This window comes from Azospirillum rugosum (assembly GCF_017876155.1).
GTDB lineage: Bacteria > Pseudomonadota > Alphaproteobacteria > Azospirillales > Azospirillaceae > Azospirillum > Azospirillum rugosum.
On sequence record NZ_JAGINP010000004.1, the window covers coordinates 1 to 20,264 of the forward strand.

Consider the following 20,264-nt stretch of genomic DNA (forward strand, 5'->3'; position numbering starts at 1 on the left):
GGGGCGGCCCCTCCCCACGCCCACCCACCTTTTTTCGGTCGGCGGGTTGGTGGGGGGGGCCCCCCCCCCCCCCACCCCCCCCCGCGGGGGGGGGTGGGGGGGGGGCCCCCCCCCCTCCACCCAACCTACGATGTCACACCGCCTGCGCCGCCCGCTCCCGCACCAGATCCAGCCAGCGCTTTGAGATCGTCCGGGCGACGGTTTCCGCAGCCGGCAGGTGCTGGTCCAGCGCCTCGTCCAGGCCGTCCAGCACCGCGCGGTTGCGTTCGCGCGCTTCCTCGCCGAAGCGGGAGGCCCAGCCGCGGACGATGGGGGCGGTCGCTTCCGGGTGGAACTGGAAGGCGTAGAGCGAGTCCCCGAGTCGGAAGGCCTGCCGCTCGCAGGCCTCGTTGCGGGCGAGCGGGACGGCGCCGTCGGGGAACTGGAAGGTGTCGTAGTGCCACTGCACCATGTGCAGCCGCTCCCCCAGCCCGGCGAGCAGCGGGTCGTCCCGGCCGGCGTCGGTCAGGTCCACGGCGGCGACGCCGAGTTCCGCGCGGTCGTGGCGGTGGACGCGGGCGCCGAAGGCGCGCGCCGCAAGCTGGGCGCCGAGGCAGATGCCCAGCACCGGCCGATCCTCGGCGTGGAAGTCGCGGATGAGATCCATCACCTGCGGGAAATGCGGCCCCTGCGCGTCGTCCCAGGCGTCCTGCGGCCCGCCGAGCACGAGGAGGCCGTCGTAGCCCTGCGGCGTGGCGGGCAGCGCCTCCCCTTCGTTCGCGGCGACGGTGACGAGGCTGGCGCCGAGGCCGGCCAGGGCGTCGCCGACGAGGCCGGCGGGCGCGGTGCGGCTGTTCTGCACGACCAGGATGCGCATGGGTCGGTCGGTCCGTTGCGGTTGGCTCAGGCCGCATTGATGTGCAGGCGGGCCCGCGAAATCAAGACGTGCAAGGCCGCTATGCGCCGGCGCGCGGGAATGGGATACAGTGCGGCGATGCGGGGGGCACACCCCCGAGAACCCCCAGGCGAATCCCCAGGGAGACGAGACTTATGCTGATCGGGCTTCGTACGCTGGCCGGCGCCGCCGCACTCGCCGGCGCCTTTCTGATTCCGGCGACGGGCATGGCGCAGAATGGCAGGCTGACCTTCCTGCACATCAACGACATCTACGAGATTGCGCCCATCAAGGGCCAGGGCGGCTTCGCGCCGCTGATGACCCTGCTGAAGCAGGCCCGCCAGCGCGACGCCAACGCGATGACCACGGTCGGCGGCGACTTCCTGTCCCCCTCCCTGCTGTCGGGCACGACGCGTGGCGACCAGATGATCGCGCTGTTCAACGCCATCGGTGTGGACGCGGTGACCTTCGGCAACCACGAATTCGACTTCGGCGACGACGTGCTGAAGATGCGCATCGCCGAATCGAGGTTCCCCTGGATCGGCACCAACGTCCTGTCCAAGGCGGACGGCAAGCCCTACGGCGGCGCCGTCGCCACCTGGACCAAGACGGTCGGCGACATCAAGGTCGGCTTCCTCGGCGTCATCACGCCGGAAACCGCGCGCCTGTCCAGCGCCGGCCCGGAGATCCGCTTCGCCGACGTGAAGGAGACCGCCACGGCGGCCGTGAAGGCCCTGCGGGACGGCGGCGCCAACGTCGTCGTGGCTCTCACCCACCTGACCATCGAGGAGGACCGGGAGCTGGCCACCAAGGTCAAGGGCATCGACCTCGTGCTCGGCGGTCACGACCACGACCCGATCAGCTTCTACGAGGGTTCCACCCTGATCCTGAAGGCCGGCCACGACGGGCAGTATCTGGGCGTCGTCGAGCTGGCGGTCAGCACCAAGGCGACGGACAAGGGCCCGGCAACCACCGTCCTGCCGACCGAGTGGCGCTTCACCACCACCGCCGGCGTGGCGCCGGACGCGGAGGTCGCCGCGATCGTCGGCAAGTACACCGACAGCCTCGACACCACGCTGGCCGCTGTCATCGGCACGACGGAGACCCCGCTGGACAGCCGCAAGGACGTCGTCCGCACGCAGGAGGCCAGCATGGGCAACCTGATCGCCGACGCGCTGCGCGAGGGGCTGAAGGCCGACGTCGCCATCACCAACGGCGGCGGCATCCGCGCCGACGCGCTGCACCCGGCCGGGTCCAGGATCACCCGCAAGGACGTCTTCGCGGAGCTTCCCTTCGGCAACGTCGGGGTGCTGACCGAGCTGAAGGGGATCGACCTGATGGCCGCGCTGGAACACGGCGTGTCCAAGGTGGAGGAAAAGGCCGGGCGCTTCCCGCAGGTGTCGGGCGTCACCTTCACCTACGACCCGAAGCTGCCCTCCGGCACCCGCGTGACCGAGGCCAAGGTGGGCGGCAAGCCGCTCGACCCCGCCGCCGTCTACCGCGTGGCGACCAACGACTACATGCTGAAGGGCGGCGACGGCTATGCCGCGCTGACCCGCGGCAAGGTCGTGGTGGATCCCTCCGGCGCGGTGCTGATGGCGACCATCGTCATGGACTACGTCGAGGCGAGGAAGACCGTGGCGCCCAAGGTCGAGGGGCGCATTATCGCGAAGTGACGGCGCCGGCAAAAAGACGCCCCCGGCCCTGATGGACCGGGGGCGCAAGGCCAGGATGGATCGTGGGGGGCGTCAGGCGCCGTGGCGTGCCTGCCGCGCGGCGCCCTCCGCCCGGGCGTTCAGCCGGCGCACCGCGTCGTTGGCGGTCCGCGCCGAAAGCTCGGAAATCTTGACGCTGCGGTTCAGCAGCAGCGCCATCTCGTCCTTGATCATGTCGCTCTGCGCGGCGTAGAGGTCCTGGACCGACCGGCTGCGCATCATCGTGTTGACGCCCTCGACGTTGCGGGCCATCGCCTCCTGCGCGAAGCTCATCCATTCGCGCATGATCGACTGCATGCCTTCCATCAGCACGCCGCCGCACTGGGCCATGACGTCCATGTTCTCGCGCGCTTGCTGGGCGACCTCGCCCTGGGCGTCGGCGGAAAAGCCCATCAGCCGGTTGAATTGCTCGGCGTTCTGCCCGGCCATCTGGGTGGCCTTGCCCATCATGTCGCGCGCGGCGTTGGCACCGGTGTCGGCCATGCGGCGGCCGGTGTCGGTTCCTTCGTCCGCGATCGAGCGGGCCGCGTCGGCGGCGCGCCGGGTCGCGGACTCACCCATGCGGGCTGCTTCTTCGGCTGCGGACCGGGCCCGGGCGGCGGTATCGCGGGTTACCGTCTGCGCGTCCTTGTCTGATGCCATATCCCTTGCTCCTGATTTCATTTCGTCCGAACCGGACGCTTCCTCCATGTTTTTGTTTGCGGCTTTGTCTTTATCGCGTTTGTTTTTGTGCACCGCGACACAATGACCAGCCCTATATCACGCCAAGCAATGGCCAATCCACAACTCTAAAAACTACCCCCATACACTTTATTGCAGGGGATGGAGCTTTTAGGGGACAAAAGACTGCGACGAAAATTGCAGCGTTTTTTATTTAACGACGGGGTGTCGCGGTGCAAGCGCGACCAAGGTTCGCGGGGGGCTGCGGGCCGGGCCAACGCATCCTAAATAAAGGGGCAACAACAAGCGGCCGGTGCGATGCGCGGGCGTGCGGGTCCCGGCCATGACCGCGGAGGTTGCGATGCTCATCGGAGTGCCGACGGAGATCAAGAACCACGAATACCGTGTCGGGCTGACCCCGGCCTCGGTGCGCGAATTGACGCACCACGGCCATTCCGTGCTGGTGCAGGCGGGCGCCGGCACCGCCATCGGGCTGGAGGACGAGCAGTACGTAGCGGCCGGGGCGGAGATCGCGGCCGACGCCGCCACCGTCTTCGCCCGCGCCGACATGGTCGTGAAGGTGAAGGAGCCGCAGCCCCAGGAATGCCGCCTGCTGCGGCCCGGCCAGATCCTGTTCACCTACCTGCACCTGGCCCCCGACCCGAAGCAGACCGCGCTGCTGGTCGAGTCCGGCGCCACCGCCATCGCCTACGAGACGGTGACCGACGCGCGCGGCGGTCTCCCCCTGCTGGCGCCGATGAGCGAGGTCGCCGGGCGCATGTCCGTCCAGGCCGGGGCCCATTGCCTGGAAAAGGCCCAGGGCGGGCGCGGCGTGCTGCTGGGCGGCGTGCCGGGCGTTCCGGCGGCGAAGGTGGTGGTGCTGGGCGGCGGCGTGGTCGGCACCAACGCGGCCCGCATGGCCATGGGGCTGGAGGCCAAAGTCGTCGTCATCGACAAGTCGCTGGCCCGCCTGAAGGAGCTGGACCTGCAGTTCGGCGCGAAGCTCCAGACGCTCTATTCCACGGTGGACACGATCGAGGAGCATGTGCTGGACGCCGACCTCGTCATCGGCGCGGTGCTTCTGCCCGGGGCGGCGGCGCCGAAGCTGGTCACCGCCGGTATGGTGTCGCGGATGAAGCGCGGCGCCGTGGTGGTGGACGTCGCCATCGACCAGGGCGGCTGCTTCGAGACCTCCCGCCCGACCACGCACGCGGAGCCGACCTACGTGGTCGATGGGGTGGTGCACTACTGCGTCGCCAACATGCCCGGCGGCGTGGCCCGCACGTCGACCTTCGCGCTGAACAACGCCACCCTGCCCTTCGTGCTCGACCTCGCCGACCACGGCCACCGCGCGGCGCTGGCCCGCGACCCGCACCTGCGCAACGGCCTGAACGTCCACGCCGGCACCGTCACCTGCAAGGCGGTGGCGGAGGCGCAGAACCTGGCCTACAGGCCGGCCGAGGAGGCTTTGGGATTGTAGGTTCAGGCAAAGAAAAAGGGGCCGGAAGGCCCCTGATTTCTTCATCGGAGATGGTGCGGTCGAGAAGACTCGAACTTCCACAGCATTTCTGCCACAGCGACCTCAACGCTGCGCGTCTACCAATTCCGCCACGACCGCATCGCCGACCCTTGTGAGGGTCAAAACCTTGGAGAGAGATGGTGGAGCCAAGGAGGATCGAACTCCTGACCTCTACAATGCCATTGTAGCGCTCTCCCAGCTGAGCTATGGCCCCACTGTACCTCTCAACCAAACACCGAAGTGCCCAACACCAGGATGTTGGTGCGCTTGGAGGGAGTCGAACCCCCACGGCCTTTCAGCCACTAGGACCTGAACCTAGCGCGTCTACCAGTTCCGCCACAAGCGCGTTTCTTCAACCTCGACCCGCGTCCCTTGGGGCGACGCGGGAGCGCTCGTATAGCCGGCCCGCCGGCGGCGCTCAAGAGAAATTTTTCACGAATGGCATTTTCTTTTTTCCAGGAACCGCCGCCCCGCCAAAATGGGAAGGCGCAGGAGTTTCCGGAGATCCGGCGTCCAACCCGCAGCGTATGTCCGCGCGCTGGCAATTCACCCCGACCGGGACCATTCGACGCAATCCCCGTCCGTGGCGAATGTCCGGCTGGAAGGTGTACAATGGACGACAGGCACGGGAAGGAATGCGGTCATGGTTGAGCCGCCGACGGAAGAACAGCTTCGTCAACTTCGTCGCGTCGTGAAGCAGGCGCAGGCCCTTGGGGTCCCCAGCGTCGGCGGGGTGCGCACCGACACGCTGGCCTGGCTCATGGAGCGGGCCGGCCTGCTGGAGCCCACGGCCCCGCCGAAGCACGGAGCGGCCGCGGAGGATTGATCGCCCACCTTCGAGGAGGAAAGGCGCCCGCCTTCGGCGCACCCCGAACGCGCCGCCGCCCTAGCCTTTCCCACTTTCGCGCGGGTAAGCGGGACTTGCTACTCTGTCCTTGCCCTTAAAGGCGTGTGCCTCCCTGTTTAGAACTTCGCCGCCCGCCGTCCTCAACCGACGGCGGGCGTTTTCTTGCGTTCAGGGCGTTCGGCTCAACCGGTTCGCGCGGCGCGCTTGCGGCGCAGCTTGGCCTTCCGCTTGCCCTTGCGCTTCTCGGCCCGGGAATCGTTGGCGCGTCGTTGCTGCGGCATGGCGTGTCCTCCTGTTCGCGATACGACCGATGGTGCGGGAAACCAATCAGGTGGTGCCCGGTTTGATGGCGGACAGTCACCCATTCGATCAGGGCCGGCGCAGCGGCGACCGGCCGGGAGGTTCCATCATGACAGCACACATCCGGGGGTGGGCGGCGTCGGCCGCCCTGACGGCGGCGTTTCTGGCCGGCTGCGCGGACCTGACGGCCGGCCTGACCCCGCCGGCCCAGGCGACGCCGGAGCCGGGGGCCGTCGCCAGCCTCGACCGCCTCAGCCCTGGCGTCTGCAACCCGGTGCTCGCGCGGTCGCTGGCCGGGGCGCGCATTCCCATCGACGACGTGCGGGACGTGGTCTACGGCCTCTACCGCGACGACCGCCGCGGCAAGATCGTCGGCTACGACGCCTGGGTTTACCTGAAGGACCAGCCCGGCTCGGTGATCGTGCAGATGGACGAATACTGCACTCTGCGGCAGATCTACACACGCGACGGCGCCAAGCTTCCCAACCGGCAAGCCTGATACGCGTTACGTCACAGGCTGCGCCCCGATCGCCTGGGCGTAATGGCGCAACGCGCGCAGGAACTCCACGGCGACGGCGCCGGGCACCTCGCCCTTGCGCGTCAGGATGCCGAAGCCGGTCAGGTTCTTGCCGATGACCAGCGGCAGCCGCCCCAGCAGCCCGGCCCGCAGGTGGTCGCGCACCACCGATTCCGGCAGCACCGCCACCGCGTCGCTGGTCTGGAGCAGCTGGAGCGTGGCGAAGATGGAGCTGGCCTCCACCACATTCGCCGGCGTCGCCATGCGGGCCTGGGCGAATTCCTGCTCCAGAAGCTGGCGGGCCGGGCTGGTCAGCGGCTGCACCACCCAGGGCAGGTCGGCGAGGTCGCGCAGTTCCAGCGCCGGGATGCCCGCCAGCGGGTGGCCGGCGCGGGCGACGACGTAGAGCGTTTCGTTGGCCAGCGGCTCGAAGTCGAATTCGTTGTGCTGGAGCGGTCCGGCGAAGCGCCCGACGGCGAGGTCGATCTTGCGCTCCGCCAGCAGGTCCAGGATCTCGTCGCTGGTCTCCCCCAGTAGCCGGACCACCAATAGGGGCCGCTTCGCCTTCAGGTCGGCGACCGCCCGCGCGACGAGGTCGGGGGCCGCCCCCATGATCGCCCCGACCACCAGCTGCCCGTAGCCACCGCGCCGCTTGTCGTCCAGATCCTCGGCGAAGCGGTCGAAGTCGGCGAGCAGCCGCACGGCGAAGCGCACCACCTCCCGCCCCAGCTCCGTCGGCTGCATGCCACGGGGCAGCCGTTCGAACAGCGGGAAGCCGAAAACCAGCTCCACGTCGTGCAGCATCTTGGTCGCCGTCGGCTGCGTCACGTTGATCGCCGCCGCCGCGCGGTGGAGGTTCCGCTGCTCCCCCAGGGCCGCGACCAGGGCCAGCTGCTTCAGGCGCAGGCGGTTCATCAGCGTGGGCAGCAGGGGGGACGGGCGCATGGGCTCTCACTGTTCGGCTTGCGATAGAAAAACTCGATCGATCCGCGACGACATTCGATTGGAATGGCATCACGGCTTTGTCTTACGCTGCCAACAATTCGTCAATGAACAATCGGGAGGACATCATGAAGCTGCTGCGCGTCGGCCAGCCCGGCCGGGAGACGCCGGCCCTGCTCGACAGCCAGGGGCGCCTGCGCGACCTGTCCCGGCAGGTGCCGGACATCACCGGCGCCACCCTGCAGCCGGAGACGCTGGACCGCCTGCGCCGCATCGATCCGGAAACGCTGCCGGAAATCCCCGGCAACCCGCGCATCGGCGCCTGCGTCGGCGCGGTGGGCAAGATGGTCTGCGTCGGCCTGAACTACTCCGACCACGCCGCGGAGTCCGGCATGGCCGTGCCGACCGAGCCGGTGCTGTTCCTGAAGCCCTCCAGTTCCATCTGCGGCCCCTTCGACGACGTGGAGATCCCGCGCGGCGCCGAGAAGACCGACTGGGAGGTCGAACTGGGCGTGGTGATCGGCAAGACGGCCAAGTACGTGCCCGAGGAGAGCGCGCTGGAGCATGTCGCCGGCTACTGCATCGTCAACGATGTGTCTGAGCGCGCCTACCAGCTGGAGCGCGGCGGCACCTGGGATAAGGGCAAGGGCCACGACACCTTCGCCCCGACCGGCCCCTGGCTGGTCACCGCCGACGAGATCGAGGACCCGCAGGATCTCGCCATGTGGCTGGAGGTGGACGGCAAGCGGTTCCAGGACGGCAGCACCCGGACCATGATCTTCGGCGTCGCCCACCTGGTATCCTACATCAGCCGCTTCATGAGCCTGCAACCGGGCGACATCATCTCCACCGGCACCCCGCCCGGCGTCGGCCTGGGCCAGAAGCCGCCGCTCTACCTGCGCGCCGGCCAGACCATGCGGCTGGGGATCCAGGGCCTGGGCGAGCAGCGGCAGCGCACCGTCGAGATTTGACCTCAGTCCCCTCTCCCCTCCGGGGAGAGGGTTAGGGTGAGGGGGCAAACCCTCTCCCCCCTGGGGAGAGGGTGGTGCGAAGCACCGGGTGAGGGGGCCCCGCGACGCAAGGACGTCCGGCAGAAGCGCAACCCCCTCACCCCGACCCTCTCCCCGGAGGGGAGAGGGAGAAGAAGAACATACAGGGAGTGACAACCATGAACCGTCTCGATCTCAACGGCCGGGTGGCCGTCATCACCGGGGGTGCGCGTGGCATCGGCTATGCGGCGGCGGAGCGCATGCTGCGCTCGGGTGCTGCGGTGTGCCTGTGGGACGTTGACGCCGGCAAGCTGGAGGAGGCGCGGGAGCGCCTGTCGGCGCTCGGCGACGTGGCCGGCGCGGTGGTGGAACTGACCGACGAGCGGTCCGTCGCCGACGCCGTCGCCACGACTCTGGCCCGCTTCGACCGCATCGACATCCTGGTCAACAACGCCGGCATCACCGGCGGCAACGGCCCGACCTGGGAGCTGGAGCCGGAGGTCTGGCGCCGGGTGATCGACGTGAACCTCGTCGGCCCGTACCTGACCTGCCGGGCGGTGGTGCCGCACATGATCCAGCGCGGCTATGGGCGCATCGTCAACGTCGCCTCCATCGCCGGCAAGGAGGGCAACCCCAACGCCTCCCACTACAGCGCGTCGAAGGCCGGGCTGATCGCCCTGACCAAGTCGCTGGGCAAGGAGCTGGCGACCAAGGGCGTGCTGGTGAACTGCATCACCCCGGCCGCCGCGAAGACCGACATCTTCGCCCAGATGAAGCAGGAGCACATCGACTACATGCTGTCGAAGATCCCGATGAACCGCTTCGTCCAGGTGGAGGAGGTGGCCGCGATCATCGGCTGGCTGGCGACGGAGGACTGCTCCTTCACGACCGGCGCCGTCTTCGACATCTCCGGCGGCCGCGCCGTGTACTGACGCCCCCACTGACCGGAGGGCGCACAAGAAGAACAAGCGCCCCCGGCAAGCCCCCCGAGGAAACGCGACATGCCCATCTCCGCGACCGCTCCGCCGGCGTCGCCGGCGCCTGCCCTGCTCGACCACACCGTCGCCAAGGTGACGGCCCGGCTGCTGCCCTTCCTTCTGCTGATGTATGTGCTGGCCTTCCTGGACCGGGCCAACATCGGCTTCGCCAAGAAGGCGTTCCAGGTCGACACCGGCCTCAGCGACGCCGCCTTCGCGCTCGGCGCCGGCATCTTCTTCATCGGCTACGCGCTGTTCGAGATCCCCAGCAACCTGATCATGCACCGCGTCGGCGCCCGCGCCTGGATGTGCCGCATCATGGTCACCTGGGGCCTGATCTCCGCCGCCATGGCCTTCGCCCATACGGAGACCGCCTTCTACTGGCTGCGCTTCCTGCTGGGCGTGGCGGAGGCCGGCTTCTTCCCCGGCGTGATCCTGTACCTGACCTACTGGATCCCCGCCCACGCCCGCGGCCGGGCCATGGGGCTGTTCTACTTCGGCGCGCCCATCGCCTTCATCTTCGGCAGCCCGCTGTCGGGCCTGCTGCTCGACCTGCACGGCGCCGGCGGCTTCGCCGGCTGGCAGTGGATGTTCCTGGTGGAAGGGCTTCTGGCCTCCGTCGTCGGCGTCTGGGCCTTCTGGTACCTGGACAACCGCCCGAACGACGCCACGTGGCTGACGCTTGAGGAAAAGGCCGCCCTGAACGGCGCCATCGGCGCGGAGGAGGCGAGCAAGCACGCCCACGGCCCGAAGAGCGTCCTGGCCGCCCTGTCGAACCCGAAGCTGCTGTATCTCTGCGCCATCTATTTCCTGATCCAGATGAGCGTCTACGGCGTCGTCTTCTACCTGCCGACCCAGGTCGCCGGGCTGCTCGGCCAGAAGGTCGGCTTCACGGTCGGGCTCGTCACCGCCATTCCCTGGGTCTGCGCGCTGGCCGCCGCCTATTTCATCCCGCGCTATTCCGACCGCACGGGGGAGCGTCGCGTCCCCGCCGCCCTGACGCTGGCCGTGTCCGGCATCGGCATCGCCGTGTCCGTCGCCACGCCGTCGCCCTTCATCTCGCTGCTGGCGCTGTGCGTCGCCGCCGCCGGCTTCATCGCGGTGCAGCCGCTGTTCTGGACCTTCCCCACGGGCTATCTGGCGGGGGCCGCCGCGGCCGGCGGCATCGCGCTGGTCAATTCCCTGGGCGCGCTCGGCGGCTTCGTCGCGCCGAACGTCAAGACCTGGGCGGAGGGCGCCTTCGCCTCCGGCGCCGCCGGCCTCTACCTGCTGGCCGCGACCACCGTGCTGGGCGCCCTGCTCTTCCTCGGCCTCAAGGCGATGGGCCTGTCCGAGCCGGAGCGCATCACCGCCTCCCCCGACGCGCTGCGCGCCCCGCGCGCCGTCTCCCCGCAGCACCAGCCGTAACACGAATCCGGGAGTTTTCCCCATGGCCGTTCCGACCATCCGACAGCTCCGCGCCTTCACCGTGCGCGGCGGCGGAGCCGACTACCACGACCAGGGCGCCGACCACTGGATCGACGACCACATCGCCACCCCCATGAGCAAGTACCCGGAATACCGACAGAGCCGCCAGAGCTTCGGCCTGAACGTGCTGGGCACGCTGGTGGTGGAGGTGGAGGCGTCCGACGGCACCGTCGGCTTCGCCGTCACCACCGGCGGCGAGATCGGCGCCTGGATCGTCGAGAAGCACCTCGCCCGCTTCGTCGAGGGGCAGAAGGTCACCGACATCGAGAAGATGTGGGACCAGATGTACAACGGCACCCTGTTCTACGGGCGCAAGGGCATCGTCCTGAACGTCATCTCCGGCGTCGACCTGGCGCTGTGGGACCTGCTGGGCAAGGTGCGGCAGGAGCCGGTTTACCAGCTGCTCGGCGGGCCGGTGCGGGACGAGCTGCAATTCTACGCCACCGGCGCGCGGCCCGACCTCGCCAAGAAGATGGGCTTCATCGGCGGCAAGCTGCCGCTCCACCACGCCCCGGCCGAGGGCGAGGAGGGTCTGCGGAAGAACCTCGCCCTGCTGGCCGACATGCGGGAGCGGGTCGGCGACGGCTTCTGGTTGATGTACGACTGCTGGATGAGCCTGGACGTCAACTACGCGACCAAGCTGGCGCTGGGCGCGCAGGAGTTCGGGCTGAAGTGGATCGAGGAGGCGCTGTCGCCCGACGACTACTGGGGCTACGCACAGCTGCGCCGCAACGTGCCGAAGGGGATGCTGGTCACCACCGGCGAGCACGAGGCCACGCGCTGGGGCTTCCGTATGCTGCTGGAGATGGGCTGCTGCGACATCATCCAGCCGGACGTCGGCTGGTGCGGCGGCATCACGGAGCTGGTGAAGATCTCCGCCCTCGCCGACGCCCACGGCGCGCTGGTCGTCCCGCACGGGTCGAGCGTCTACAGCTACCACTTCGTCGTGACCCGGCATAACAGCCCGTTCGCCGAGTTCCTGATGATGGCGCCGAAGGCCGACGAGGTCGTGCCGATGTTCAACCCGCTGCTGCTGGACGAGCCGGTTCCGGTGAACGGCCGGCTGAAGGTGCCGGAAACGCCGGGCTTCGGCGTCCGGCTGAACCCGGACTGCGCGCTGAACCGCCCGCACACGCACTGAGGGCCGTTTCCCGTCGCCCCTCCCGCCGCAAGGCCCGGGAGGGGCGTTCGGCTGACCGGTCCTACCATTGGTATCGACAACGGCGCCGCCCAACGGCATGATTCCGTTACGACACATAATAAAAGGGAGATTGTCGTGACGATTCTGTCCATGACCCGCCGCAAGGCGCTTGCGGCGGTGGCGGGTGCGGTCGCCATCGGCGCGGCCACCGTCGCCATTGCCCAGACCCCGGCCTTCTTCCGCATCGGCACGGGCGGCACGGCGGGCACCTATTACCCGGTGGGCGGCCTGATCGCCAACGTGATCTCCGGCAACAACGGCGGCGTTCCGGGCCTCGTGGCGACGGCGGTCGCCTCCAACGGGTCGGTCGCGAACATCAACGCGATCAACGGCGGCAGCTCCGAGTCGGGCTTCACCCAGTCCGACGTCGCCTATTGGGCCTACACCGGCACCGGCCTGTTCGAGGGCAAGGGCAAGATCGAGTCCCTGCGCGCCATCGCCACGCTCTATCCGGAAACCATCCACCTCGTCGCCCGCAAGGACGCCGGCATCAAGTCGGTCGCCGACCTGAAGGGCAAGCGCGTGTCCATGGACGAGCCGGGCTCCGGCACGCTGGTGGACGCGCGAATCGTGCTGGGCGCCTACGGCCTGACCGAGAAGGACGTGAAGGCGGAATACCTGAAGCCCGGCCCGGCCGGCGACCGCCTGCGCGACGGCGCGCTCGACGCCTATTTCTTCGTCGGCGGCTACCCGACCGGCGCCATCTCCGAGCTTGCCACCTCGTCGGGCATCTCGCTGGTGCCGATCAGCGGTCCGGAGGTGGAGAAGCTGCTGGGCCAGTACCAGTTCTTCGCCAAGGACACCGTCCCGGCCAACACCTACAAGGACGTGCCGGAGACGCAGACCATCTCCGTCAACGCCCAGTGGGTGACCAGCGCCAAGCAGCCGGACGACCTCGTCTACAACATCGTCAAGACGCTCTACAACGAGAAGAGCCGCGCCGCACTCGACGCCGGCCACGCCAAGGGCAAGCTGGTCACCCTGCAGAACGCCACCAGCGGCCTCGGCATCCCGCTGCACCCGGGGGCGGAGAAGTTCTACAAGGAGCAGGGTTTGGTGAAGTAAGGGGGCGCTTGCCCCCACCCTCCCGCGCTCGCGCGCGGGTCCCTCCCTCCCCCGCTTCGCAGGGGAGGGCAAAGTTCCCCTCCCCTGCGAAGCGGGGGAGGGTCAGGGAGGGGGCAATAGGTCGACGACGACCACCCCCTCCCCATTTCACCGGGAGCATCCATGACCGACACCCATCGCGCGCCGGCGGACGAGCCGCGGCTCGATCCCGCCACGATGGAACTCGACGAGGCCAAGACGCGGGAGCTGGAAGAGAAGTTCGATTCCGAAATCCGCTTCCGCCCGCTGGCGCCCCTGGCCGGGCGGCTGGTCGGCGGGCTGCTGATCCTGCTGTCGCTGTTCCACTACTACACCGCCGGCTTCGGCCTGCTTCCGGAGATGGAGCATCGGGGCATCCACCTGTCCTTCGTGCTCGGCCTCTGCTTCCTGGTCTTCCCCTTCACCAAGCGCGGCTACGACCAGCCGGCCGGGGGCAGCCTGCTGCGCCCGCTCGGCATCGCCTGGTTCGACTGGCTGCTGGCGGCCGGCGCCGTGGCGGCGGTGCTGCACGTGCCGCTGATCCCGCTGGACGACCTGGCCTTCCGCGTTGGCAACCCGACCACCACCGACGTCATCCTGGGCGGCATCCTGATCGTCGTGCTGCTGGAGGCGACGCGGCGGTCGGTCGGCTGGCCGCTGCCGATCATCGCGCTGGTCTTCATGGCCTACGCGATCTGGGGGCCGCAGATGCCGGGCCTGCTGACCCACCCCGGCGCCACCTTCCCGCAGCTGGTCGACCACCTCTACCTGACGACGCAGGGCATCTACGGCATCGCGCTGGGCGTGGTGGCGACCTACGTCTTCCATTTCGTGCTGTTCGGCGTCTTCGCCACGCGCATCGGGCTGGGCCAGCTGTTCCTGGACTGCGCCGCCTGGGTGGCCGGGCGCTACGCCGGCGGGCCGGCCAAGGTGTCGGTCTTCGGGTCGGCGCTGTTCGGCATGATCTCCGGCTCCTCGGTCGCCAACACGGTGACGGTGGGATCGCTGACCATCCCGGCGATGATCCGGCTGGGCTACAAGCGGCACTTCGCGGCGGCGGTGGAGTCCACCGCCTCCACCGGCGGGCAGATCACGCCGCCGATCATGGGGGCCGCGGCCTTCCTGATGATCGAGTTCCTGAACCTGCCCTACACCACCATCATCATCGCGGCCATCGTGCCGGCCTTCATGCATTTCTTCGGCGTGCTGGTGCAGGTGCATTTCGAGGCCAAGCGCAACGGCCTGCGCGGCCTGCGCCCGGACGAGATGCCGGACGTCAAGGCGGCGCTGCGCCGCGACTGGCCGACGGTGATCCCGCTGGTGGCGCTGATCGGCATCCTGATCGCCGGCTACACCCCCTACATGGCGGCCTTCTGGGGCATCACGCTGTGCATCGCGGTCGGGCTGCTGAACCCGCGCAAGCGCATGACCATCTGGGAGGTGCTGGACGGCCTGCGCGACGGCGCCAAATACGCGCTGGCCGTGGGTGCGGCGGCCGCGACGGTGGGCATCGTCGTCGGCGTGGTGACGCTGACCGGCGTCGGCTTCAAGATCTCCTTCATCGTCACCTCCACGGCGGCGGAGATGGCCGGTTACGTCGGCGCGATCCTGCCGGGCGGGCTGTTCGACGCCAAGAGCCTGACGCTGCTCTTCACCCTGATCATGACCGGCGTGGTCTGCATCCTGATGGGCTGCGGCATCCCGACCACCGCCAACTACATCATCATGGCGACCATCGCCGCCCCGGCGCTGGGCATCCTCGGCGTGGCGCCGATCGTCGCGCACTTCTTCGTCTTCTACTACGGCGTGCTGGCCGACATCACGCCGCCGGTGGCGCTGGCCGCCTACGCCGCCGCGGGCATGGCCGGTGCCGACCCGTTCAAGACCGGCAACACGGCCTTCCGGCTGGGGCTTGGCAAGGCGCTGGTTCCCTTCGTCTTCGTCTTCTCGCCCTCGCTTCTGCTGGTCGTGCCCGGCTTCACCTGGCCGGACTTCCTGATCGCCTTCCTCGGCTGCATCATCGGCATCACCTGCCTCGGCGCCGCGCTGTCCGGCTGGCTGCTCACCCGGACCCAGGCGTGGGAGCGGCTGGTGCTGGCCGTCGCCGCCATCCTGCTGGTGGCGCCGGAGATCTACTCCTCGCTGATCGGGCTGGCGCTGATCGTGCCGGTGCTGATCCGCCAGATGAGCGCGCGCAAGCTCACCCCGCACGCCGCCTGAACGACACCCCCCGACAAGGATCCGAAGCATGGACATCCCCCACCCCTACCTGATGTTCGTCGGCGACGTGCAGGACCAGCTCGCCGCCAAGACGGCGCAGGGCATCGTCGACTGGCGGCCGGAGTGGTGCCTGGGCCAGCTGCGGCTGGAGGGCTGCAAGGCCGACCTCGGCATTCCCGACCTGACCATCGCGGAGGCTGCAAGCCGCGGGGCGAAGACGATGGTCGTCGGCGTGGTGAACGCCGGCGGCGTCCTGCCGGAGCATTGGACGAGCGCCATCGTCCAGGCGCTGGAGGCGGGGATGGAGGTCGCCAGCGGCCTGCACGCCCGGCTGGAGAGCGTCCCGGCCATCCGCGAGGCCGCCGCGGCGCACGGCCGCCGGCTGTTCAACGTCCGCCATTCCGACCAGCGCTTTGCCACCGGCAAGGGCACTCGGCGGCCGGGCCTGCGCCTGCTGACCGTCGGCACCGACTGCTCCGTCGGCAAGAAATACACCGCGCTGGCGCTGGAGAGGGAGATGCGCGCCCGCGGGCTCGACGCCGACTTCCGCGCCACCGGCCAGACGGGCGTCTTCATCTCCGGCCGCGGCGTCGCCATCGACGCGGTGGTGGCCGACTTCATCTCCGGCGCGGTGGAGTGGATCGCGCCGGCCGCGGCGCCGGGGCACTGGGACCTGATCGAGGGCCAGGGCTCGCTCTACCACCCGTCCTTCGCCGGCGTGTCGCTGGGCCTGCTGCACGGCGCCCAGCCCGACGCCTTCGTGGTCTGCCACGAGCCGACGCGCACGACCATGCGCGGGGTGCAGCACCCGCTGCCCTCCATTCAGGAGGTGATCGACCTGACGATCCAGTGCGGCCGGCTGACCAACCCGGGCATCCGCCCGGTCGGCATCGCCATCAACACCAAGGCTTACGGCGAGGATGAGGCCCGCGCCTGCCTGGAGGCGGCGGAAAAGGCCCACAACCTGCCGGCGACCGATCCGATCCGGTTCGGTGTCGGCAAAATCGTGGATCGTTTGATGGAAGATTTTCCCGCCTGAAGGATCCGGGCGGGGCCGAAAGGCTCCGCCTTTGCTGACCGAAGGGCTCCGCCCTTTGTCGTAGTTTCGCGCTCAAGCTTGCCTTTTGCCGAATTGGATTTGGGGTTCAACCTGCCCACTTGCAGATCATGAGCGACCGCACGTCCTGCATCCAATACGCCGCCCTTCCCTTCCGCCTGCGCAGCCGCCGGCCGGAGGTCCTGCTCGTGACCTCGCGGGAGACGCGGCGATGGATCATTCCCAAGGGCTGGGCCGAAAAGGCCGTGAAGCCGCACGCCATGGCGGCGCGGGAGGCCTATGAGGAAGCGGGCGTGCGCGGCACCGTCGACCACAAGCCCTTCGGCAGCTACCGCTACGTCAAGCGGTTGACCGCGTCCAAGTCCGTCCTCTGCTCCGTCACCGTCTACCTTTTGGAGGTGGACGAGGAACTGGACGACTGGCCCGAGAAATCCGAACGCGAACGCCGCTGGCTGTCCCCCAGCCAAGCCGCCCTGACCGTGGGCGAGAGCGGCTTGGTGGAGATGCTGCTGCGCCTGGGCATTCCGCCGGGGTGAGGTTCTGTTGGGGATGATGGGGCTGAGTGGTCGCGTTGGGCCCCCCTCCCGACCTCCCCCCACTTCGCGGGGGGAGGAGTTTAGCGTCGAAGCGGCGGAGTTCCCTCCCCCGTCGAAGATGGGGGAGGGTTAGGGTGGGGGCCCAACGCGACCACTCCCCCAAAACCCCGTTACCCCCGGTTCTTCAGCGCGGCCAGACGGTCCGACAGGTTGGTCGGCGCGGGCTTCCCACCGGACGCGGCGGCCAGGGCCGCCTTGATGTTGGGGTCCTCTTCCTCCGGCTTGCTGGGCTTCAGCAGACGGGCCTTGCTGTTGGCCGCTTCCGCCGACGCGAGGTCGCGGGCGGCGGCGTCCTGCATCGCCTTCAACGCGGTGCCGAGGCTGGAGGTGGCGCCGCTGAGGCCCGCGGCCTGCCGGGCGGCTTCGGCGCGCTGCTGCGCCATGTCGCGCTGCTGCGCCGCGCGGCCCATGTCGCGCTCCGCACGCTGCAGCTCCGACCGCGCCTGCTTCAGCTTGTTGCCGGCGTCGGAGTAGGTCTTCTCCAGCGTGTCGAGGAAGTCGCGGGCATCGCGGGCGTCCTGCTCCTCGCGGTCGATGTCCGGGGCCATCTGCTCCAGCATGCCGACCAGCGTCTCCAGGCTCTTCTCCAGCTGCGCCTTGCGGCCGGCGTCGGCCTCCGTCTCCAGCTGCTTCTGGAGGTGCTCGGCGGCGGCCATGCGCTGGCGGGACAGCGCGGTGATGGCGTCGGCCTCCTTCTGCTCCTTCTCATAGGCGGCGCGCGCCTGCGCGACTTGGAGGCCGAGCTGGTCGAGATTCTGTTCCATGGAGCGCAGTTCCGCTTCGGTGGCGGACTTCGGGTCCCAGCGGACCAGGGCTTCCACCGCGGACTGCACGGCTTGGTCGGTCTTGACGCCAACGAGGTTGCGGATGAACGAGATCATGGCTGCGATTCCCCTGTGTTCTGTGCCGTGCTTCGACAGCTTCGGTCCGCCATAGGTGGTGGCGCGCCCGTCGGCCCGCCAGAGTGCCGCCTGCGGCCTTTCGCCCGCCCTGGTCCCAAGCGGGCTTTCAGCCCGCCCTGGTCCGACACGGGCTTTCAGCCCGCCATGGCCCCCGCGTTCAGCAACGCGACGGCGATCTGCAAGCCGGCCAGCGCCGTGCCGGCCGCCACGTTGCCGGATTCGATCATGGTCCGCAGGTCGCGGAACAGCCAGATGGCCACCAGGAAGGTCAGCAGCTGGAACACCAGCGCCACCGTGCCCCAGATGATGATGTCGATCAGCGCGCTGCTGGTCGCCAGGGTCGCCGCCAGCGGGATGGCCAGCGCCACAACCGTGCCGCCCAGCACGACGCCGGCCGCCTTGTTGCCGTCGGCCAGAAGCTCGCGCTCGTGCATCGGGGTCACGGCGACGTAGATCGCCACGCCGATGAAGAACAGGAGGAGCGTCGCCCCGAAATGCAGCACCAGCAGCGGCAGGCCGGATTCGAGGCTTTGCAGGATTTGCGCGAGGCTGGTGTCCATAGTGGGGTCCGTCCGGTCTTCTGGCTCAGAATTTGTCTTAGGCGAGGGAAAGGGTGGCGGGGTTGATGTCGATGCCGGCGCGGACGTCCACCCAGGCCTGCTGCATGTCCTCCAGCGCGGCGACGAGCACATATTCCGTGGCCGGCGCGGGGTCGGCGGCACCGGTGGGGGCGGCGTAGAGCATGGTGGACAGGCGCCGGCTGCGGCTGCCCCGGTGGTCGGTGATCGTCTCTTCGAAGACCACGGGCCGGATGCGCGCCTCGCTCGGCGCCCATTGCCGGTCGTAGAGCTTGCCGTCCTTGGTCTGGAACTGCGGGTAGCCGATCATGCCGTCGGCGTCGGCCAGCCAGAAGCCCCACTCCTCCGCGTCGGCCGGGTGGATCTCATCCAGCATGGAGAACCAGCGGCATTCGTCCGGCGTGCCGTCTTCGCCCAGGTGCAACTGAAAGAAGCCGCGGCCGCCCTGGAGGTACAGGCGGTGCAGCGTGACGCCGCCGCCTTTCAGCGTGCCGACCGCCTCCACGCTGACCAGCGTGTCGCCGCCGGCCCCGCTGGGCGCGGTGACCTTCGTGGCCGTCCCGGCGAGCAGGAAGGGCGTGGGGTCCAGCGTGATGGTCATGCCGACGCGGAACAGCGACGGCTCGTACTTGGCGCCGGTGACCTTGTTGCGGATGATGTCGGCGGCGGTACCCAGCGGCGAGCGGTTCATGGCGGATGTCCCCTGTCCGGAGGCGGCGGAGCGGCGGCGCAGGACCATCACGGCCACCACGCCCGCCCCGCCGAGCAGCACGATCACCAGCAGCGTCCCCATGCCGAAGCCGCCGGACCGCTCCGCCGGGGTGCGGTCCGCGTTTGCGTTCGTCTCGGCCGTTGCGTCGCCCTGGGCGACCTCCTTCGGGACGTCCGGCGGCAGGTAGTTGGGGTCGCGCGGCTGGTCCTGCTGCGCGCGCAGGCGGCCGTCCAGCTCGTCCAGGCGCCGCTTCAGGTCGGCGTCGTCCTGGGCGCGGCGGTCGGCCTCGGCCCGCCATTGCTGGTAGCCGGGGTCGTTCTGGTGGTTGTGGAACCAGTCGGCGTAGCCGGGCCGCGTCAGGTTGTCGAGCAGGAACCAGAGGAACAGCCCGTCCCAGATCCCGAAGCGCGGCGCGCTGCGGTAGGCCCAGCCCGGCGGGTTCCAGCCGCCGTACCAGCCGCCCGGCGCGTATCTCCCCGGCGGGTAGGCCCCGCCCGAGCGCCGCTGCCCCCAGCCGCCGGTTCCCCAGCTACCACCGCCTCCCCCGCCCCATCCCCAGCCGGAGCCCGAATTCGGCCGCTGCGCGGTGGAGGGCGGCGGCGCGGTGACCGGCGGTGTGCGTTCGCGCTCCTGCTGGGCGCGGTAGCGGTCCAGCGCCTCGCCGCTGGAGCGGCGCGACACCGACAGGTCGCCGCCGCTCTGGGACGGCGACATCGCTCCCGGAAAACCGAAGGACGGCGAGGTCTGCGGCCGTGCGTAGCCGCCGCTGGACGGGGGCCGCGCGTAGCCGCTGCTGCCCGCCGAGGGCACGCGGGAGGTGGACGGGCCGGTGGAGAAGGACGGCGTGCGCGAGGGCCGGCTGTAGCCGCCGCTCGACGGACGGCTGTACCCACCGCTGCTGCGGGAACGCGCCTCGGCCTCGCCGGGCCAGGCGGTGACCACCCCCGCGACGGTCGCGGACACCGTCACCGACACAAGGGAGACGGCCGGTCCGGGCAGGACCGGGGTCAGCGCCAGCAGGGCGCTCAACAGGGAGGCAACGATCCGGGTTCGGATGGGCATCGGGACGTTCGGCCGGCCGCTTCGGTGAATTGGCGTACACCACAAC

General features: G+C 69.4%; 18 protein-coding genes and 3 tRNA genes. 12 read left to right on the forward strand and 9 right to left on the reverse strand.

The genetic code is table 11. The features are described from left to right. Positions 1–133: 133 nt before the first annotated feature. The gene (locus J2851_RS06460; RefSeq protein ID WP_209765085.1) at positions 134–856 is read right to left on the reverse strand and encodes a type 1 glutamine amidotransferase; all 723 of its coding nucleotides are present in this window, start codon (positions 854–856) and stop codon (positions 134–136) included. A 173-nt stretch (positions 857–1,029) separates the two neighbouring features. Between J2851_RS06460 and J2851_RS06465 the strand changes: the two genes are divergently transcribed. Then, entirely contained in the window at positions 1,030–2,550 is a 1,521-nt protein-coding gene (locus J2851_RS06465; protein WP_209765087.1) for a bifunctional metallophosphatase/5'-nucleotidase, read from the forward strand. A 72-nt stretch (positions 2,551–2,622) separates the two neighbouring features. Here the strand turns inward: J2851_RS06465 and J2851_RS06470 are convergent, their stop codons facing one another. Then, entirely contained in the window at positions 2,623–3,150 is a 528-nt protein-coding gene (locus J2851_RS06470) for a phasin family protein (RefSeq protein WP_246500470.1), read from the reverse strand. Between the two features lie 460 nt (positions 3,151–3,610). On the opposite strand from J2851_RS06470, the gene ald reads away from it, so the two are divergent. Further along, positions 3,611–4,729: an alanine dehydrogenase gene (gene ald, locus J2851_RS06475; protein ID WP_209765091.1), complete on the forward strand. Its 1,119-nt coding sequence runs from the start codon at positions 3,611–3,613 to the stop codon at positions 4,727–4,729. A 51-nt stretch (positions 4,730–4,780) separates the two neighbouring features. Here ald and J2851_RS06480 read toward each other — a convergent pair. The 3 genes from J2851_RS06480 to J2851_RS06490 all read right to left on the reverse strand — a co-directional run bounded on the left by J2851_RS06480 (position 4,781) and on the right by J2851_RS06490 (position 5,114). Further along, positions 4,781–4,867, reverse strand: a tRNA-Leu gene (locus J2851_RS06480). Between the two features lie 39 nt (positions 4,868–4,906). Beyond that, positions 4,907–4,982: transfer RNA gene (locus tag J2851_RS06485), tRNA-Ala, on the reverse strand. Positions 4,983–5,027: 45 nt separating this feature from the next. After that, positions 5,028–5,114: transfer RNA gene (locus tag J2851_RS06490), tRNA-Leu, on the reverse strand. Positions 5,115–5,411: 297 nt separating this feature from the next. Here J2851_RS06490 and J2851_RS06495 point away from each other — a divergent pair. Beyond that, on the forward strand, positions 5,412–5,594 hold the full coding sequence (locus J2851_RS06495; protein ID WP_209765092.1) for a hypothetical protein: 183 nt from the start codon (positions 5,412–5,414) through the stop codon (positions 5,592–5,594). A gap of 430 nt (positions 5,595–6,024) precedes the next feature. Beyond that, complete coding sequence (locus J2851_RS06500) at positions 6,025–6,414, forward strand: hypothetical protein (RefSeq protein WP_246500471.1); 390 nt, start codon at positions 6,025–6,027, stop codon at positions 6,412–6,414. Positions 6,415–6,420: 6 nt separating this feature from the next. Here the strand turns inward: J2851_RS06500 and J2851_RS06505 are convergent, their stop codons facing one another. Next, positions 6,421–7,377, reverse strand: coding sequence for a LysR family transcriptional regulator (locus J2851_RS06505; RefSeq protein ID WP_209765093.1), 957 nt, complete (start codon positions 7,375–7,377; stop codon positions 6,421–6,423). 125 nt (positions 7,378–7,502) lie between these two features. Between J2851_RS06505 and J2851_RS06510 the strand changes: the two genes are divergently transcribed. From J2851_RS06510 to J2851_RS06545, 8 genes are all read left to right on the forward strand, one after another. Further along, on the forward strand, positions 7,503–8,345 hold the full coding sequence (locus J2851_RS06510) for a fumarylacetoacetate hydrolase family protein (protein ID WP_209765094.1): 843 nt from the start codon (positions 7,503–7,505) through the stop codon (positions 8,343–8,345). Between the two features lie 197 nt (positions 8,346–8,542). Beyond that, on the forward strand, positions 8,543–9,295 hold the full coding sequence (locus J2851_RS06515; RefSeq protein WP_209765095.1) for an SDR family NAD(P)-dependent oxidoreductase: 753 nt from the start codon (positions 8,543–8,545) through the stop codon (positions 9,293–9,295). A gap of 69 nt (positions 9,296–9,364) precedes the next feature. After that, positions 9,365–10,747: an MFS transporter gene (locus J2851_RS06520; protein ID WP_209765096.1), complete on the forward strand. Its 1,383-nt coding sequence runs from the start codon at positions 9,365–9,367 to the stop codon at positions 10,745–10,747. A 22-nt stretch (positions 10,748–10,769) separates the two neighbouring features. Next, positions 10,770–11,948: an L-rhamnonate dehydratase gene (gene rhmD, locus J2851_RS06525; protein WP_209765097.1), complete on the forward strand. Its 1,179-nt coding sequence runs from the start codon at positions 10,770–10,772 to the stop codon at positions 11,946–11,948. Between the two features lie 135 nt (positions 11,949–12,083). Beyond that, positions 12,084–13,073 carry a TAXI family TRAP transporter solute-binding subunit gene (locus J2851_RS06530; protein ID WP_209765098.1) on the forward strand — a complete coding sequence of 330 codons (990 nt, stop codon included), beginning with the start codon at positions 12,084–12,086 and terminating at the stop codon, positions 13,071–13,073. Positions 13,074–13,235: 162 nt separating this feature from the next. Further along, entirely contained in the window at positions 13,236–15,311 is a 2,076-nt protein-coding gene (locus J2851_RS06535) for a TRAP transporter permease (RefSeq protein ID WP_209765100.1), read from the forward strand. A gap of 28 nt (positions 15,312–15,339) precedes the next feature. Further along, entirely contained in the window at positions 15,340–16,350 is a 1,011-nt protein-coding gene (dgcN, locus tag J2851_RS06540) for an N-acetyltransferase DgcN (protein ID WP_209765102.1), read from the forward strand. Positions 16,351–16,478: 128 nt separating this feature from the next. After that, positions 16,479–16,904, forward strand: a complete 426-nt coding sequence (locus J2851_RS06545; RefSeq protein ID WP_209765104.1) for an NUDIX hydrolase — start codon at positions 16,479–16,481, stop codon at positions 16,902–16,904. Positions 16,905–17,074: 170 nt separating this feature from the next. On the opposite strand, the gene J2851_RS06550 is transcribed toward J2851_RS06545, so the two are convergent. The 3 genes from J2851_RS06550 to J2851_RS06560 all read right to left on the reverse strand — a co-directional run bounded on the left by J2851_RS06550 (position 17,075) and on the right by J2851_RS06560 (position 20,218). Beyond that, entirely contained in the window at positions 17,075–17,845 is a 771-nt protein-coding gene (locus J2851_RS06550) for a hypothetical protein (protein ID WP_209765106.1), read from the reverse strand. A 155-nt stretch (positions 17,846–18,000) separates the two neighbouring features. Continuing rightward, positions 18,001–18,426, reverse strand: coding sequence for a DUF350 domain-containing protein (locus J2851_RS06555; protein ID WP_209765107.1), 426 nt, complete (start codon positions 18,424–18,426; stop codon positions 18,001–18,003). A 37-nt stretch (positions 18,427–18,463) separates the two neighbouring features. Then, positions 18,464–20,218, reverse strand: coding sequence for a DUF2491 family protein (locus J2851_RS06560; protein WP_246500472.1), 1,755 nt, complete (start codon positions 20,216–20,218; stop codon positions 18,464–18,466). Positions 20,219–20,264 lie beyond the last annotated feature (46 nt).